A 17,105-nucleotide genomic window follows, 5' to 3' on the forward strand; every position below is an offset into this window, starting at 1 on the left:
ACAAAATAACTCAAAGTGCTATTTCAAACATACTCAACAATGAACTCTAATTTGCTTAAGCTAAGCTACCTTGGTTTATTTTTCTCCCTTTTATATTCTTGCGGATCCAAAGATGATGTAGATACATCAGAAGAAAAAAAAGAACCAACATTATTTACCTTATTACAACCCGAAGAAACAGGTATTTCATTTGTAAATAACGTTGCCAACTCAAAAGAATTCAACATATTTAAATACCGTAACTTTTATAATGGTGGTGGCGTTGCCATTGGAGATATTAATAATGATGGATTATCGGATGTTTTTCTGACCGGAAACATGGAGCCTAACAAACTTTTTCTTAATAAAGGCGATATGAAATTTGAAGATGTTTCGAAAACTGCCGGAATATCAGGAAATAAACCTTGGTCTACAGGTGTTGTGATGGCAGACATAAACAATGACGGATTTCTAGATATTTATGTCAGTAATGCCGGTAACATGGAAGGCAACAACCATGACAACGACCTTTACATCAATAACGGAGACGGTACTTTCACCGAAAAAGGTCATGAATACAATTTAGCAGAAACAGGATTTTCTACTCATGCTTCTTTCTTTGATTATGACAAAGACGGCGATTTAGATGTATACATTCTAAACAATAGTAATATTCCCGTTAGTAGTCTTGGGTATGCAGAACAGCGAGAAGTTAGGGCTCAAGATTGGGAAGGTGTACCAAAAATATTTAGAGGCGTAGGTGATATGCTTTTAAGAAATGACAATGGCAAATTTGTCGATGTTAGTGAAAAAGCAGGCATTTACGGTAGTCTTATCGGTTTTGGACTAGGAGTTATGGTGACGGATATTAACAATGACCTGTACCCAGACATCTATGTTTCTAACGATTTTTATGAAAGAGACTACCTGTATATTAATAACCAAGACGGTACTTTTAGAGAAGAAATTCAAAAATGGACGAATCACTTAAGCTTATCAGCTATGGGTGTTGATATGGCTGATATCAATAATGACGGACTTACAGATATCTTCATAACCGATATGCTACCTGAGCCAGATCAGCGTGTAAAATCTGTTATGGAATTTGAAGGGTATAACATTTTCAAACTAAAGCAGAGTAAAGATTTTCATCAGCAGTATATTCAAAACACATTACAACTGAACAACGGTAATGGCTCTTTTTCTGAAATTGCCTATTACAGCGGAGTTGAAGCTACTGACTGGAGCTGGTCTGGACTCTTGTTCGACATGGACAATGATGGTCTAAAGGATATTTACATTACAAATGGTATCAATCATGACCTTACCGATTTAGATTTTGTTGATTTCTTTGCAAATGAAATCATTCAAAAAATGGCTTTGACCGGTAGAAAAGAGTCTATTGATTCAATTATCAACAAAATGCCAGTTACTCCACTACCAAATTATGCATATCGAAATAATGGAGATATCACCTTTAGTAATTACAATAAACAGTGGGGTTTTGAAATACCAAGTCGCTCAAATGGTTCTGCATATGGAGACTTAGATAACGATGGTGATTTAGATCTTGTGGTCAATAACGTAAACATGGAGACTTTTGTTTATCGTAACAATTCTGAATCGCAATCTAAAAACAACTATATAAAATTAAAATTTGAAGGAAATGATGGTAATAAATTTGGGATTGGCACCGTTGCGCGCCTTTACTACCCAGATAATATTATAGATCAGACGTTGATGCCTTCAAGAGGTTTTCAATCTTCTGTAGATTACCCAATGACTATTGGTTTGGGCGCTACAGAAATGTTAGACTCCATCCGTATTATATGGCCCAATGACGCTACAGCTAAATTAACCAATGTAAAAGCGAACCAATCTATTATTTTTAAGCAAAATGAAGCTAAAGATATTTTTAAAATCAATAAGAAAGAAACCTCTACCCTTTTAGAAGCTATTGACAATAAAACCTTCTTGACACATAAAGAGAATAACTATATGGATTTTGATAATGAGGGATTAATTTCTAAGTCATTAGCAGAAGAAGGACCTGGTTTAGCGGTTGGTGACGTAAATGGCGATGGCAATGATGATATTTTTATTGGCGGAGCAAAAAACCAAGCTGGTGCATTATATCTACATAGTGGTAATGGCTCACTTTCTAAACCTATTGTAAAATATTTCACGGAAGAAGCCCTATTAGAAGACACCACTGCATCCTTTTTTGATTCAGATAATGATGGCGATTTAGATCTTATGATCGGTACAGGCGGTAACGAATTAGGCATGCAAGGGAATTACGGAATTCGACTTTACCTAAACGATGGCAAAGGCAATTTCTCATTGAGCATAAACAAATTACCGAGTATTAATAAAAATGTTGCCGTAATAGCTCCGTCAGATTTTGACGCAGATGGTGACATTGATATTTTCGTTGGCTCAAGAAGTGTGGTTGGTACCTACGGCATAAACCCTGACCACCTTTTTCTTTTGAATAACGGAGACGGAACTTTCACAGATATTACCGAGCGCTCTGCTTATGATTTAAAAGATGCCGGCATGATAACTGATGCTAAATGGATAGACATAGACGGCGATGGTAAAGATGATTTAGTAACCGTATCTGACTGGGGCAGTCCAAAAATCTACAAAAATTCTGGTAGAAGACTTAGCGATTCAAAGAGCTCTTTAGACAGCCTAAATGGTTGGTGGGGAGCTATTGAAGGGTATGATCTAGATAACGATGGAGATCAGGATCTAATTTTAGGTAACATGGGAAGTAATCTTCATTACAAGCCAAAACCGGGGCAACCCATGAAAATGTGGGTAAACGATTTTGATAATGACGGTACTATTGAGCAAATTACCACACAAAATTATGATGGCGGCGATTATCCTCTTCATCAAAAAAAGGAATTAACAACCCAAATTCTTGCATTGAAGAAGAAAAATATTAAAGCTTCTGAGTATGCTTCAAAAACAATCCAAGAGTTATTTCCGAAGAACATTATCGACAATACCATATTAAAGCAGTCAAACATCTCTGAGTCTATAATTGCCATAAACGATGGTAATGGCAACTTTACTATTAAAATGCTACCACCTCAAGTTCAATTTTCATGTATTTGTGGTATTCAATGTCTTGATGTTAATAAAGATGGAAACTTAGACTTGATCATGGCTGGTAATAATTTTGAGTTCAAACCTCAATATTCGAGGCTAGATGCTAATTACGGTAACGTATTACTTGGCGATGGCAAGTTGAACTTTGAATGGCAAAATTATGCCGATAGCGGTTTCTTTATCCGAAATGAGGTAAAGCAATTAAAAATAGTAAAAGACAAGAAAGGCAATCAATTCATTATCGTAGCAATCAATAACGAAACTCCAAAAATGTATCGCCTACATGAAGAATAGCATACTATACATATGTTTATTGATATTCGCCAATGGTTGTACTGAAAATTCTGGTGAATTATTTGTAAAAAGTTCTGCCGAAAAAACAGGTATTACCTTTGAAAATACCCTTACAGAATCTAAGGACCTTAGTATTCTAGACTATCTCTATTTTTATAATGGAGGAGGTGTTGCTATTGGTGATATTAATAATGACAGCCTACCTGATATTTATTTCTCTGGTAATCAAGTAAAGAATAAATTATACCTAAACAAAGGTAATTTACAGTTTGAAGACATTACCGAAACAGCTGGTGTTGCAGGAAATAGTTCTTGGAATACGGGCACTATAATGGGTGATGTAAATGGTGACGGACTCCTAGATATTTACGTATGTGCTGTCGTCGGCCTTAATGGATTTAATGGTTATAACGAGCTTTTTATAAACCAAGGTGATGCCACTTTTAAAGAAAGTGCCGCAGAGTATGGACTGGATTTTGAATCGTACAGTTCTTCAGCTGCTTTTTTAGATTACGACCTAGATGGCGATTTAGATATGTATCTTCTTAATCATGCCATACACACCCAAGACTCTTATGGAAACGCACAAATTCGTTACAAAAGAGTATACGAAACAGGCGATAAACTACTACGTAACGACAATGGCAAATTTGTAGATGTCAGCGAAGAGGCTGGCATTTATGGCGGTGTAAATGGATATGGACTAGGTATCGCAGTATCTGATTTTAACCAAGATGGTTATCCTGACCTATATATTGGCAACGACTTTCATGAAGATGATTATTACTATTTAAATAATGGTAATGGCACTTTTAAAGAAAGTCTTAAAGAAGCATTTGGGCATACCACTAGATTTTCGATGGGTAGCGATGTAGCAGACATAAACCATGACGGACTACCAGATCTGATTTCTTTAGACATGTTGGGTAAAGATGAAATTGTTTTAAAATCATCGGAAGGTGATGATGATATTCAAATTCAAAAAATGAAAACCGAAACCTTGGGCTATCACAACCAGTATACTAGAAATATGCTATCTGTGAACCAACCAAATGGTAAATTCTTAGAAACAGCACTACAGAGCGGAGTAGCCGCGACAGACTGGAGCTGGAGTGCACTGTTTGGTGATTTTAATCAAGATGGCGAACAAGATTTATACATTAGTAACGGAATACCTAAACGACCGAACGATCTTGACTATATCAACTACATATCTAACGAAAACATCCGGTCAAAAATTAATAATACCAATCTAGTAGATCAAAAGGCTCTTAAAATGATGCCTTCTGGTTTTATTGGTAACATGATTTTTAAAGGAGCAGCAGATCTTCAATTTATAGATGAATCTAAATCTTGGATCGCTCAAGACACTATTATATCCGGAGCTACAGCCTATAGTGATTTAGATAATGACGGAGATTTAGATTTAGTAACCAACAACCTATTTAGTCCTGCGAAAATTCAAGAGAACACTACAAACAGCCAACGTAATTGGCTGAAAATTAAGCTGAATTTTTCCAATAAAAACAAATTCGGCATTGGCACCAAGGTATTTTCATATGCTAACGGAATTCAACAGTTTAAAGAAATGTATACCGTTCGCGGCTTTCAAGCATCTTCTGAACCCATTATACACTTTGGCTACGACGAACTAAAAAATATTGATTCGTTGAAAATTATATGGCCAGACAAAAGCTCTCAATTGGTGAAAAATATCGCCGTCAACCAAACACTTTATCTTAGTCCTGATAAAGTACAACCTTTCGACTATACTTCATTACACCCTAAACAGCAGAAGCTATTTCAAAAAACATCAAATAATCTAAGCATAAACTACACACACATTGAAGATGCCTACAGCGATTATTTACGCCAAAAGCTAATTCCTTATCAAATGTCTGATCGAGGCCCGGCTGTTAGTGTTGGCGATTTAAATGCTGATGGAAAAGATGATATTTTCTTTGGAGGAGCTAAATTTATTCCATCTCAAATTTACATACAAGGGGATTCCACTTTTCAATTAAAAAATTATCCGGAGATTAAAAAAGATAGCATTAAAGAAGATATTGCTTCTTTAATAGGTGATTTCAATGGTGATGGTAAAAATGATATTATAGTGGGTACTGGCGGGGCAGACTTCTTTAATGAAATGAAGCCATTAACTGACTCGTACTACGTGGCAAGCGATAGTACTTTTACTCAAAAAGAATTTCCAGAGATGTTCGAAAATGCATCTGTTCTATTAAAGTTAGATTACGACCATGATGATGATTTAGATATTATCATTTGCAATCAATCTATCAGTGCCGATTATGGAAACAAACCCAATAGCTATGTTCTAGAAAATAAGAATGGGAATTTCAAAGTAATCAATAATCCTTTTGAAAAATTAGGAATGATAACCGATGCCATTGTTACCGATTTCAACAATGATGGCTGGGAAGATATATTATTTGTTGGGGAATGGATGTCACCTAGATTTTTTCAAAACAACCAAGGTAAATTTGAAGAAATACAGCCATTAGAAAATAAAGATATGAACGGCTTATGGCAAGCTGTTACTAGTTTTGATATTGACGGTGATGGAGACCAAGACTACCTTTTAGGTAATTGGGGAATGAATACCAAGTTTACTGCCTCACAAAATCATCCGATGAAAATGTTTTACGGCGACCTTGATAAAAACGGAGCAACAGAAACTATTGTCAGCACCTATAAAGACGGTAAAGACTACCCAGTAGATGGGTTAAAAGAATTATCTAGCCAATTGGTATCCCTTCGTAAAAAATTCAATACCTACAGTTCTTTTGCAGGAAAATCGATGGATGAAATTCTTGGCGAAGAAATGTTATCAAACGCAGAAATTCAAGAAGTACATACCCTAAGTTCAGGCTATCTACAAAACAAGGATGGTAAGTTCACTTTTGTACCATTTAGTTATCAATTACAGTTGGCACCCATTATGGCATTTTTAGAATATGACTTTAATAGAGATAACAAAACTGAAATACTAGCTGCCGGAAATTATTTTGGTGTAAAACCATATCATGGTCGTTTTGATTCTTTTCCAGGTGCATTGATTAGTACTGACAACAATGTTACCTTAGCGAATGAAATAGGACTCGATTTAACGGGAAAATCGATTCGAAACATGAACATTATAAACTCAAACAACAACACATACCTTTTGCTTACTTTTAATGACGAGGCAGCAGAGGTGTATAGCATTCTCAAACCATAGTAAAATGAAAAGGTATTTAATCATCTTAATCGCAGGGCTTTTATTAGCGAACTGCAGCGAAAAGAAGCAAGAACCCATAGTAGTATCTCCTGATCAATTGCACAATTCTATTGACAAAATCATAGATATTATGATCCATGATATTTTCTCTCCACCGGTAGCAAGTAGAATATTTGCTTATCCGAATATTGCTGCCTATGAAATTGTTGCTCAAATAAACCCTGACTATCAATCATTATCTGGTCAAATAAAAGATTTGAAACCTATACCTGCCATCGACACCGTTTCAGGTATTAATCCTCGATTATCTGCCTTAATTGCGCATATGAATATTAGCCGACAATTAATATTCTCTGAAGATAAGTTTGATGTATTACAGGATAGTCTTTTCACTAAATGGAAGTCAATGAACGAACCTGAGTTCGAAGCTTCTAAAGCATACGGATTAAAAGTTGCAGACCATATTAAAGAATGGATGGGAAAAGACAATTATAGTCAAACCCGTACCATGCCAAAATTTACGGTAAATACAGACGACCCTACCAGATGGCAACCAACCCCACCTGCTTACATGGATGGTATTGAGCCACACTGGAACAAAATTCGCCCTTTTATTATAGATTCAGCCTCTCAGTTTAAACCAGTTCCTCCACCGCCGTTTTCATTAGAAAAAGACTCCGATTTTTACAAAGAACTGATTGAAGTTTATAATATTAGTAATGAAATAACCGAAAATGGTGATGAATCTGACGAAGTAGCAATTGCTAAATTCTGGGATTGCAATCCGTATGTATCGGTTACAAGAGGACACTTAATGTTCGCTACCAAGAAAATTACTCCTGGCGCACATTGGATAGGTATTACGAAAATTGCCAGTAAAAAAACGAACAGCAATTTTGATGATACCGTTTTTGCTTACACTAAAACCTCAATGGCAATCGCCGACGCATTCATTAGTTGTTGGGATGAAAAATATCGAAGTAATTTAATTCGACCAGAAACGCTAATTAACCAGCACATAGATGAAAACTGGAAACCAATTTTACAAACACCACCGTTTCCAGAATACACTAGTGGACACAGTGTCGTTTCAGGTGCTGCAGGAGTAGCATTAACTAGTATTTTTGGTGAAAATTTTAGTTTTGAAGATGACACCGAAACGCCGTATGGTCTACCTGTTAGAAAATTTAATTCTTTCAACGAAGCTGCTGATGAGGCTGCCATAAGTAGAATGTATGGTGGAATTCACTATAGAGCCGCTGTCGAAGTAGGTGTGGGACAAGGAAGAAAAATTGGCGCTCTGTTGAATTCGAAAATCAAAATGAAGAAAAATTAAATTTTAGCATGAAAAAAGTGATTACTATCACAATAGCCATCATTTCTATTGCAATACTCTGGTATTTTTTCATAAAACCTCAAGACTACCAAATACGGGTAGTTGCCAAAGCAAATACGGGTACTATAAACCAAGCATTAAAAGCATGGAATAAAACACTACCTAGAGCTTCTATTCGTCAAATAAAAGATATTAGTACTTTAGAACAAATGATGGTGTCAGGTGATTCTACTCATATATATAAATGGGTAATCAAACCCATTACCGATTCAACCTCTCAAATAGTTGTTGATGTTAAAGATCAAAATCATAGTTTAAGCAATAAAATAGCTATTCCTTTTTCAGATACCAACTTTGAAAAACAGACCAGAAAAAAGGTAACCGATTTCATTGAGAGTTTAAATGTACATATAAAGGAATTCAAAGTCACCTTTATGGGCGAAGATGAATTACCCTCTACATACTGCGCTTGCGTAGAACATAAAAGCCTTCAGAACAACAAAGCTTTTGAAATGATGGATAGCTACCCTTTTATAAATTCTGTTATTGCCAGTAACGGAATTCAAGTAATTGGCGTACCTTTTATAGAAACTACCGATTGGAACATGCAAAATGACAGTATTAGTTTTAATTTTTGTTACCCTATCATAAAAACCGATACACTACCTACCATTAAAGACTTAGTTTATAAAGAATTTATAGGTATGAAATCGTTAAAAGCAATTTACAACGGCAACTATATGACCTCTGACAGAGCTTGGTACACTTTACTAGATTATGCTGAGGAGAAGAATATAAAGGTTGACCATAAGCCCATTGAATTCTTTTTCAACAACCCAAATATGGGCGGAGATGCATTACGCTGGAAAGCAGAAATATTCATGCCAATTGCAGAATAATATGAACAAATTAATTGTAACGTTTCTTGCATTATCAATTACACTTATTTCGTGTAATAATTACGGGCAACTTAAGGTAATTGCTGATTTGCCTGATAGTTTGTCTGAAAACTCAGGCTTAGCTATCTACGGCGATTCTACTGTCTGGGTCGTTGAAGATGGAGGTAATAAAGATGAAATATACCAGGTAAACCTAAACGGAGAAATACTTAAAAGTTTAGAGGTTAAAAACGGTAAAAATCATGACTGGGAAGATCTTACAAAAGATACCTCTGGCAATCTCTACATAGCTGATATCGGCAATAACGCTAATGATCGAAAAAACTTGGTCATTCTTAAATTACCAAACCCAACTATTGAACCTGGCGATAAAATAGATGCGGAAAAAATTGAGCTACATTACCCTGACCAAAAAGACTTTCCTCCAAAAAAGGATGCCCTTTTTTATGATTCAGAAGCTATATTTCACCACGGTAACAAATTATATATTGTAACGAAAAATAGGTCTAAATCTTTTACCGGTGAAGCTCATATTTATTCGATACCCGACACACAAGGTAACTATGAAGCTACTTTCGTTGGTTCATTTGTACCATGCACAGATTGGAAAATTTGCCAGATAACTTCTATAGACATATCGCCAAAAGGTGATAAAATAATAGCACTTAGTTACGGTAAGCTTTTCATATTTACAGATTTCACTTGGGATAATTTCACTAAAGGAAACATTAAAGAAATTGACCTAGGCGCCCGCTCGCAATTAGAATCCGTTTGTTTTCTAAATGATGACACCTTACTAATTTCTGATGAGCAAGCTCACGGTAAAGGTGGTAATCTTTATACATATTCTTTAAAGTAACTGGTTTACCTAAAAACCGAATCCTAGTCCGAAAGTAAATCTTGGTCCGTCTACACTAGCGAATATGGCACTGTTTACAGAAATAATATCAGAAGCATTTAGAAAAAAACCTCCACCATAAGAAGTATGCCAACGTTTAGAACTTATACCTGGAAACCAAACCCTACCATAATCAAAACCTCCGAAAAACCCTGCAGATGCAGGTAACAACTTGGTACGCTTTTTCTTTAAACTAAACCTAATATCCGTATTCTGATAATACGATGTTTTACCAGTAAAACGTTGATTTCTAAATCCACGTAGACCATCTAAACCACCAATACTTGCGGCTTGGTAAAATTCGTAATCATCACCGATATTAAAATGTGCTTTCCATTTAGTAGCTAAAACCAATCTACCGTTGGCAATCAATTTATAATCAAAGCCCAAACTAGGAGCTATGTATCCAAAACCACCTCCTTCTTTTGTTAAGTTTTCTTTAAAGCCTGCCTCTATTGATGATGACATACCTATAGTAGGAAAAGCTTTGTTATCTTTATTCTCATAAGTATATAATGCACTAGCGCCAATAAAATCGTTATTAGTTTCCTCCCCATTATTTTGATAAAAAGTATTTATAAACCTGTCGTTGGTTTCCTCTACACTAATATTTTCATATGACACCCCTAACTTTATCTTAGCACCCAATTGACCCCTCCATACTAATGAAGGAGAAAAATCTATTTGCCTTAGCTTTACTCTATTATAGTCTAAACCTAAATCATCATCAATATTCTCAGAATTGTTACCAAAACCGAAGAAATTTACGGCAAAATTCGGACTTGTAAATCGTGATTTCAGCTCAGCGTTCCAATTTTCGAATACATGGGCAAATTCACCTTGATACTTAAAATCAAATCCGCTTGTAGCAAAATAATAAGATGCCGCAAAAGTATGTTGTTGGGTAAAAGGATTTTGCCTAAAACCATTATATGTGTAAGTATTTACAAAACCTATTCTCACCCCATCATCAGCATTAAAACCAATAGTAGGCACTATTTGATTAAAACTATTTATTAACTTAAGTGGTTGGTATGTATTCAACTCATAATCATCTGATAGTTTTACTTTTGCACCACCTGTCTTTTCAAATGAGTTTTTCTTACTCTTAAAATCGTATAAGGCAACGTTTTTGCCATTATCAACCCTATAGATATCGTTATTATGACCACCAACAATTCTTAGCTTTATTCCTGAAATATTTGATGGATTATTAATTTCAAAAATATCATCATCGTCTAAACCAAAAACCCATATTTCTTTAGTATCTTCTTTTGCAAATACTTTATAATAAAACATTCGCTCTTTTTCCCCATCAATATTTCTATAACCCTTTACTTCGGTCTCCTCATCATTAAGCCTATTTATCTCAAACCAATCATCTTTATCTGTACCAGCGACTACAGCATATCTATTTAAAATTTTATAGTATTCGTTCGCTGTTTCTTCAATATGACTCAATCTCGCTAGTAGTATATCTTTTATTTCGTCTACGGTTTCATCACGTACTTCTTCAGGAAAAGATTTAAATGCCTCATCAATATCACTAGGGGTTAGGTTTTCTTGTAAGTATTTTGCCTGCGCCATCCACTGACTTTTTTCGGTTTCGCCTAACAATGCTAAGTCTAACACATAGGTCATAGGCGAAGAGTTGAACCCTTTTACACTTCTAATATTATCATTAAAACCTTCCATTAGCCTTAAGCCAGGTATGATACGAGTAGCTATTTGCATCAAAGCACCATCGCCCATTTTCGAGAATACCTGATCTCGATCTCTAGGTACCGGTCTATAAATAATCTTATTTTTATTCTTGTCTTTAAATTCTGCCCAACGCCACTGATCTACGTGCCGATCCCAATCACCCAAAACCATATCAAAAAGTCTTGCTCTTAAATACAAATCCTTATCTACTTCATATTGCTCATCATCCCGAATATCTTCAAGCATACTATCAGTACTCTTCAGTTCATTTGAATATCCAAAACTAGCCAAATTTCCATGACCATCACCCGTATGCTCTTCTATCATATAAAGCTCATCCCCAAATGTTTCATTATACTCCTTTAATGCAGGTTGCTTTGGCACATAATATAATACAGGATTGGTATGATAAATACCTACAGCATCAGATAACCCAGCAGTTGTAAAAGGACCAAAAGGATGTGATCCTGTATAAAAATCTTGTAATAACTCTTGAGTATAGGTTTCTTTTAAATCATCGAGTACATACTGATTTTGAAATGCCATAGATTGCAAATAGAGTTCTGCACTCTTTTTTAAGGCTCGCATTACATATTCCCTACCATCTTTTGTCCGTAAACGAAGAGATTTAGATTGATGTCCGCCTCCTTTTTTAACCGGTTCTAAGCCTCCCATCAATGAATCTAAATTAACGGTCGGCACTTTCACCTCGGTTCCATAATACTCACGGTAACGGTCTCCCCAAATTGCTTTATAGAATCCGCTCTTATCTATTTCATCTTTGGTATACACCGATGCCTTTACACTATCTGGAAACTGACCGGTAAATTTACCTACATATTCTTTCTTGGTTGGTGGCAATACCTCATTTGTAAATAAAAACTCTTCGTTATTATCATCACCTACACCATAGAAGCGTACTCTAGATGAGCCATCTTTATAAACCTCCAAGGTAGCATAACCCATTTTACCTGTATTAAACTGAGAACCATTTAACAAACGTGTAAAACCTTTTTTTGCACCAGAACCACTTACTATCTGTGGTGTATTATTCTCAACAAAATATTGCAATGTATGCTCGTGCCCAGATGCAAATATTACACGATCAGAAAACTGCGCTAAGGTAGTTACCCTGTTCATTAATTCTCGATAACGTTTATTATTTACGTCTTCTACAGATGCACCCGAAGTACTTCTAAGCACATTAATAAAGCTACCCAAAACAGGCAAAGGCACTGCCATTTCTTTAGGATAAAATTGTTTTCTTAATGAATATTGACCTCCATGCTCTCCGTAACTATTGGTTGGGTGGTGCATTGCAATGACGGTAGTACGATCACGGTAATCTTTTATCGCATCTTCAAGTTCTAAGAAAAATTTTGCTCTACTCTTTATATCACACTTGTCATTAATATCTGGGCGCTTGTCCCAATTGGTCAAATACCATTCTGTATCTATGGTAATTATAGCCACATCATCACCTATTTCTACAACATCAATAGGGCATCCGTTTTCTGGCAAAAAAGGATCTTTCTCTTTTTCTTTAAGCGCTTTCTTAATATAATTCTCTTCTCTTTCAAGACCGACCAACCCTTCGGCATACCAATCGTGATTACCTGGTATAAAAAGTGGTCTTCCCTTAAAATCATTCAATGTATTCAACTGAGCATCCAAATGGTTTTTTGCGGTTCTATAAGCTTCAGTAGAATCTTTAGGATCAGGTAAGCCGGCAGGGTAGATATTATCACCCAAAAATATAGCCGTACTATTTTTATCAGCTTGATCCAGTCTATCTTTAAATAGCTTCAATGCAGGATTCATTCCGCCCATAGGTGATAAACCCGCATCACCAATTAAATAAAAGGTATGTGATATATCTTTAGACTCGTTTATATCTATAGCGTATTTTTCATCTACATATTTAGTACTATAGGTAGCACAGCTAGTAATGAATATAAAAACCGACAGATATGTATATATTTTTTTCATACTAACGTTGCCCTCTTTAAAATTTTGTAATTTGGATATTTCAAATCCATTTCTTCTATGTCAGAAATCTTAGAAAGTACACAACAATTTGTAGTTGAACTACTTACCACTCGACTAGACAAGAAGTTTCTGTACCATAATCTAAGACATACCCAAAGAGTCGTTAAAAGTACTAAACAATTACTTGATTCATGTTCTCTATCAGATAAGGATAAAGAGCTATTAGAAATCGTAGCTTGGTTTCACGACACCGGATTCACAAATGGCATCAACGAACACGAGGAAAGTAGCTGTGAAATTGCAGATAAATTTTTAACTAAACAAGGCTATAGTAAAGACGGAATAGAAAAAATTAAATCGTGTATACGCGCTACAAAATGGGATGCAAAGCCGCATAATTTAATGGAAGAAATTATACGCGATGCAGACTGTTCTCATTTTGCACAGAGCAGTTATCTAGAGACTTCTGATCTACTGCGTGAAGAACTAAAGCTTTTCGGAGTTAAGAATTATAGCCAAAAAGAATGGCTAGAACTCAATATTCAATTATTCAGAACCGATCACCATTACTATACAGATTATGCCAAAGAACATTGGATCGAGAAAAAAGATAAGAATTTAAGAAAGCTGATAAAAGAAAAGAAGTCTGAGAAGAAACTTGCTAAGAAAGAGAAACTTAAAGCACAATTTAAAAGCGAAAACCCTGATCGAGGCATTCAAACGCTTTATCGTGTAACGTTAAAAAACCATATTACCCTTAGTGACATTGCAGATACCAAGGCTAACATTTTATTATCTGTAAATGCTATAATTATATCTTTAGCATTATCTAACCTAATTCCAAAATTAGACAACCCTTCTAACGACTACCTTATTTACCCTACTGTAATATTCGTATTCTTTAGTGTGGTTTCTATGGTTCTAGCTGTTCTGGCTACAAGACCAAACGTTACTAGCGGTGAATTCACCAAAGAAGATGTGGCGAACAAAAATGTAAACCTACTGTTCTTCGGCAACTTCCACAAAATGGCCTTAAGCGAGTATGAATGGGCTATTCAAGAAATGCTAAAAGACAAAGATTATATCTACACTTCTTTAACTAAAGATCTTTATTTTCTCGGGATAGTTCTAAATAGAAAATATTCACTTTTACGTTGGACTTATACTATATTTATGATTGGGATGATACTATCTGTAATAGCATTTGCCGTTTCATTCAAATTCTTTGGTCCGGATCGTAAAATACAGTTGTTAAGTGAAGTTTTATTCTTTTAAAGCATCCATTAAATCTTGGTAGGTATATGTCTTTTCTGGTTCTTGTTCTCTTTTGTAAAGAATCTCTGCACGTATAGCTTTTAAGCCAGATACACCTTGCAACCCTTCTAGCTCTACAATTTCTATATTGTTGGTAAAGCAGCCTTTAGATTTTAAGAATTTAATATATCTTAAATATTCTAATTCATCTTTCTTTTGAGAATACACAATAGAAAGCATCCCTTTTTGCGTTAACCTTTGATCGGTACCTTTAATATAAGATTTATCGATTCTTTTTTTGATTACCTCGTAACGTGCATTGTAAGTACCATCAACATCAAACTGCTTTTCGTCCATTCTAAAGCGAATAGATAATGATGTATTATACACCAATATCAACGAAGCGGCATCTAACGGTACCGGTAATTTTGGTTTTAGTGAGTAATGTTCATTTTCCATTTCAACCATTACCTGCAATTGCCACAACCTTAAGTTATTAAGATATAATGGATTATATTCTTTGCTTTCTGATATTGATGCACCAATGTATAAATTATGCTCTATACCGTCTGTTTTGTAACGCTCATAATAATGAGGAAACATTGCCTGAGCGCTTTCTTGTCTTTTATCAATAACCGATGAAAGCTTTTTATTAATCAATGTTACACTTTCGTCATAGTTCTTTCTATGATCATAGTAAGACCCCGTACCCATATCAATTTTAGATTCATATTTTAAAATATGAATCTCTATATCTTTATCAGACTTTTTTAGATGCGCAAAAACAGGAGATATTTCGTCATGTACAAAATCAAAAATAGCCTGCTCACTATTCGTATAAAGTATTTCCTTAATACTCTCTAGATGATTATTTACCCTAAAAATTAATTCCTCGTAGATTGGCAGATTCCATGTTTTTAAGGCAATATTAAGCACATTATCTATTTCAGAAAGTTGTATCATCAAATCTCGCTGAATAGCTAAATTTCTAGCTTGCGAAGAATCTTTTATATCTATTTGACCAAATAGGGGATAGACATCTTTAAAAACGATTTCTTTAAATGAAGGAGACCTACCTTCAGTTTCATCTAAAATAAATTTCTTGGCTTCTTCTTGAAATCTCCAATAAACTGAAGTATGTACAGATGTGCACTCATTTTGTATGATAGCGTCTATTCTATTATTTTCTTCAGTTTTAGTACGTACTACAGCAGAGACAATAAATGGCAATACATCATCTAACTTTTGTGCATTTACACCATTAAGCACTCCTTTCTTTTCAGAAACAATTTCTAAAACTCCTAAAAGATTATTTTCATAAGCTATGGGAGCAAAAATAGCACTTTGTATTCCTTGTTCTTTCAAGCCCTTATAGGGATTCAAATTACCAGACTGCTCCACTTTACGATTCATGTCGGCAATAGTAAAGTATGAGTTGCTATCAATTAATTTTTCATAAGAATCTTCACATAAAGCAGACTTGCAGTTCATATGATGCTCCCCTCCTAAAAGAAAACTTTCAAAGCCCATACCTGCAACTTCTTCAAACTCATTTTTCATAGCATCAAAAGATGCAAAACCTACTTTAATATTCGGTAATCTAAAAAACGACTTAAAAGTTTCCTGCAAATCGTGCATGAAATTTGTAGGCTGTATTGTATTCTTAGAAATCAATTTTGACTTAATATTCGAAATTGCCTGTTCCATAGTTACATCGAACAAATTGGCAATTACAAAACCTTTGGATATAAAACTCTCTGGCGGAATCTTTTCCATCCAAAGTTTTATATCATTTGGGCTAGCCAATAATTCATCTACATCTTCTTGAGTAATCTCTTTAGCTTTCTCTGTAGGAATAATGTCAATAAAATCGGCATTATATAAAATACGATAATGGCGCATTACACCATTTGCATCTGGAATATCATAAAAATAAGGGCGACTAAAATCTAAATGATAACCATAGTAATAATTCAACACCACTACGCAGCTCATGATATAATCCATATCATCCCCAACATTTCTTAACTCTGGCACATAATCATCACCTGCTTCTTCAATAATTTTTTGAAAACGTTTAGATGACTTTATAATCATATCTTGATAAGGCAACGTTGCTACCTTTATCTCGTTGCCACTTAAAGCTTCTGTAAATGTATCTTGTAGAATATGATTAATGAGATCTTTATTTGTCTCTAATAAAGTAAAATCTGAAAAACCATTACGCAGTTCAGGAAAACCTTTTTCAATAGACAAAATTCGTTCAGCAGTAGCCGCCAAAAAAGGATCATCACCCTTCAAATGTTCATCATACTTCTCTAGAAGTTTTTCAAAACTTATGAGGTGCTTAACCGGCATTATCTTTCTCTCCTGCTTTCCCATGGTTGA

General features: G+C 34.9%; 8 protein-coding genes. 6 read left to right on the forward strand and 2 right to left on the reverse strand.

From position 1 onward, the window contains the following. Positions 1 to 39 precede the first annotated feature (39 nt). Genes Q4500_RS04780 through Q4500_RS04800 form a run of 5 tightly spaced genes read left to right on the forward strand, consistent with a single transcriptional unit; the run spans position 40 to position 9,731 of the window. The gene (locus tag Q4500_RS04780) at positions 40 to 3,396 is read left to right on the forward strand and encodes a VCBS repeat-containing protein (protein WP_303598590.1); all 3,357 of its coding nucleotides are present in this window, start codon (positions 40 to 42) and stop codon (positions 3,394 to 3,396) included. Then, positions 3,386 to 6,637, forward strand: a complete 3,252-nt coding sequence (locus Q4500_RS04785; RefSeq protein ID WP_303598591.1) for a VCBS repeat-containing protein — start codon at positions 3,386 to 3,388, stop codon at positions 6,635 to 6,637. The genes Q4500_RS04780 and Q4500_RS04785 overlap by 11 nt, the downstream gene beginning before the upstream one ends. Positions 6,638 to 6,641: 4 nt before the next feature. Next, positions 6,642 to 7,973, forward strand: a complete 1,332-nt coding sequence (locus Q4500_RS04790; protein WP_303598592.1) for a vanadium-dependent haloperoxidase — start codon at positions 6,642 to 6,644, stop codon at positions 7,971 to 7,973. 8 nt (positions 7,974 to 7,981) lie between these two features. After that, positions 7,982 to 8,872: an AraC family transcriptional regulator gene (locus tag Q4500_RS04795; protein WP_303598593.1), complete on the forward strand. Its 891-nt coding sequence runs from the start codon at positions 7,982 to 7,984 to the stop codon at positions 8,870 to 8,872. A gap of 1 nt (position 8,873) precedes the next feature. Further along, positions 8,874 to 9,731: a hypothetical protein gene (locus Q4500_RS04800; protein ID WP_303598594.1), complete on the forward strand. Its 858-nt coding sequence runs from the start codon at positions 8,874 to 8,876 to the stop codon at positions 9,729 to 9,731. A 9-nt stretch (positions 9,732 to 9,740) separates the two neighbouring features. Here the strand turns inward: Q4500_RS04800 and Q4500_RS04805 are convergent, their stop codons facing one another. After that, positions 9,741 to 13,463, reverse strand: coding sequence for a metallophosphoesterase (locus Q4500_RS04805; protein WP_303598595.1), 3,723 nt, complete (start codon positions 13,461 to 13,463; stop codon positions 9,741 to 9,743). Between the two features lie 57 nt (positions 13,464 to 13,520). On the opposite strand from Q4500_RS04805, the gene Q4500_RS04810 reads away from it, so the two are divergent. Beyond that, positions 13,521 to 14,738: a Pycsar system effector family protein gene (locus Q4500_RS04810; protein ID WP_303598596.1), complete on the forward strand. Its 1,218-nt coding sequence runs from the start codon at positions 13,521 to 13,523 to the stop codon at positions 14,736 to 14,738. On the opposite strand, the gene Q4500_RS04815 is transcribed toward Q4500_RS04810, so the two are convergent. Beyond that, a complete protein-coding gene (locus Q4500_RS04815) occupies positions 14,727 to 17,099 on the reverse strand; it encodes a GAF domain-containing protein (protein WP_303598597.1) in 2,373 nt (790 codons plus the stop codon). The genes Q4500_RS04810 and Q4500_RS04815 overlap by 12 nt on opposite strands. Positions 17,100 to 17,105: the final 6 nt, after the last annotated feature.

The organism is Maribacter sp. 1_MG-2023 (assembly GCF_030547005.1).
Classification (GTDB): domain Bacteria; phylum Bacteroidota; class Bacteroidia; order Flavobacteriales; family Flavobacteriaceae; genus Maribacter.

Bases quoted from the DNA above. Each gene is read 5' to 3' on its own strand.
- Q4500_RS04800 (WP_303598594.1), top strand. From the start codon at position 8,874: ATGAACAAATTAATTGTAACGTTTCTTGCATTATCAATTACACTTATT.
- Q4500_RS04780 (WP_303598590.1), top strand. From the start codon at position 40: ATGAACTCTAATTTGCTTAAGCTAAGCTACCTTGGTTTATTTTTCTCC.
- Q4500_RS04810 (WP_303598596.1), top strand. From the start codon at position 13,521: ATGTCAGAAATCTTAGAAAGTACACAACAATTTGTAGTTGAACTACTT.
- Q4500_RS04795 (WP_303598593.1), top strand. From the start codon at position 7,982: ATGAAAAAAGTGATTACTATCACAATAGCCATCATTTCTATTGCAATA.
- Q4500_RS04805 (WP_303598595.1), bottom strand. From the start codon at position 13,463: ATGAAAAAAATATATACATATCTGTCGGTTTTTATATTCATTACTAGC.
- Q4500_RS04785 (WP_303598591.1), top strand. From the start codon at position 3,386: ATGAAGAATAGCATACTATACATATGTTTATTGATATTCGCCAATGGT.
- Q4500_RS04790 (WP_303598592.1), top strand. From the start codon at position 6,642: ATGAAAAGGTATTTAATCATCTTAATCGCAGGGCTTTTATTAGCGAAC.
- Q4500_RS04815 (WP_303598597.1), bottom strand. From the start codon at position 17,099: ATGGGAAAGCAGGAGAGAAAGATAATGCCGGTTAAGCACCTCATAAGT.